Annotated in this window: 1 protein-coding gene; it reads right to left on the bottom strand. The window is 67.1% G+C overall.

Going from position 1 to position 560, the window contains the following annotated elements; translation table 11 throughout:
* Positions 1-560, bottom strand: a 560-nt coding sequence (locus J1M43_RS16205) for an HAD-IC family P-type ATPase (RefSeq protein WP_206477490.1), incomplete at both ends; no start/stop codon positions are given.

Genomic DNA, 560 nt, shown 5'->3' with positions numbered 1-560 from the left:
TCACGGTCGCGGATTTGACCAGCACGCCGTGTCGTCCCGCGTTCGCGATCGAGGCGAGCAGCGGCGGCATCGTGGAGAGGACCACCGCACACGGGGACGCCACGATCATGAAGGTGATCGCGCGCAGCAGCGCCTCTCGGAAGTCGGTACCGAACATCAACGGGACGAAGAACACCAGTAGGGTCGCCGCGACCACGCCTAGGGAGTACCGTTGCTCGACCTTCTCGATGAACATCTGCCGTTGCGATTTCGTCTCCGAGGCTGCGGACACCATCGTCACCACCCGGGCGATGACGGACTCGCTGGCGGGGCGGGTGACCCGGACGGTGAGAGCGCCGGTGCCGTTCACGGTCCCGGAGAGCACATCCTGACCCTCCCCGCGGCGGACCGGCATGGACTCCCCGGTCATCGCTGCCTGGTCGACTTCGCTAACCCCGTCGACCACGACGCCGTCCGCGCCGATGCGTTCACCGGGGCGCACCAGGATCAGGTCCCCGACCTGCAGAGCGGATGTCGGAACATCCTCGAGCTCCTCACGAGCCCCGACGCGGATCAGACGA

It is taken from the genome of Microbacterium sp. KRD172 (assembly GCF_017168295.1).
Taxonomy (GTDB): Bacteria; Actinomycetota; Actinomycetes; order Actinomycetales; family Microbacteriaceae; genus Microbacterium; species Microbacterium profundi.
Note: the sequence above shows the minus strand (reverse complement) of the source record. Positions and strands in the feature narration are given on the sequence as shown.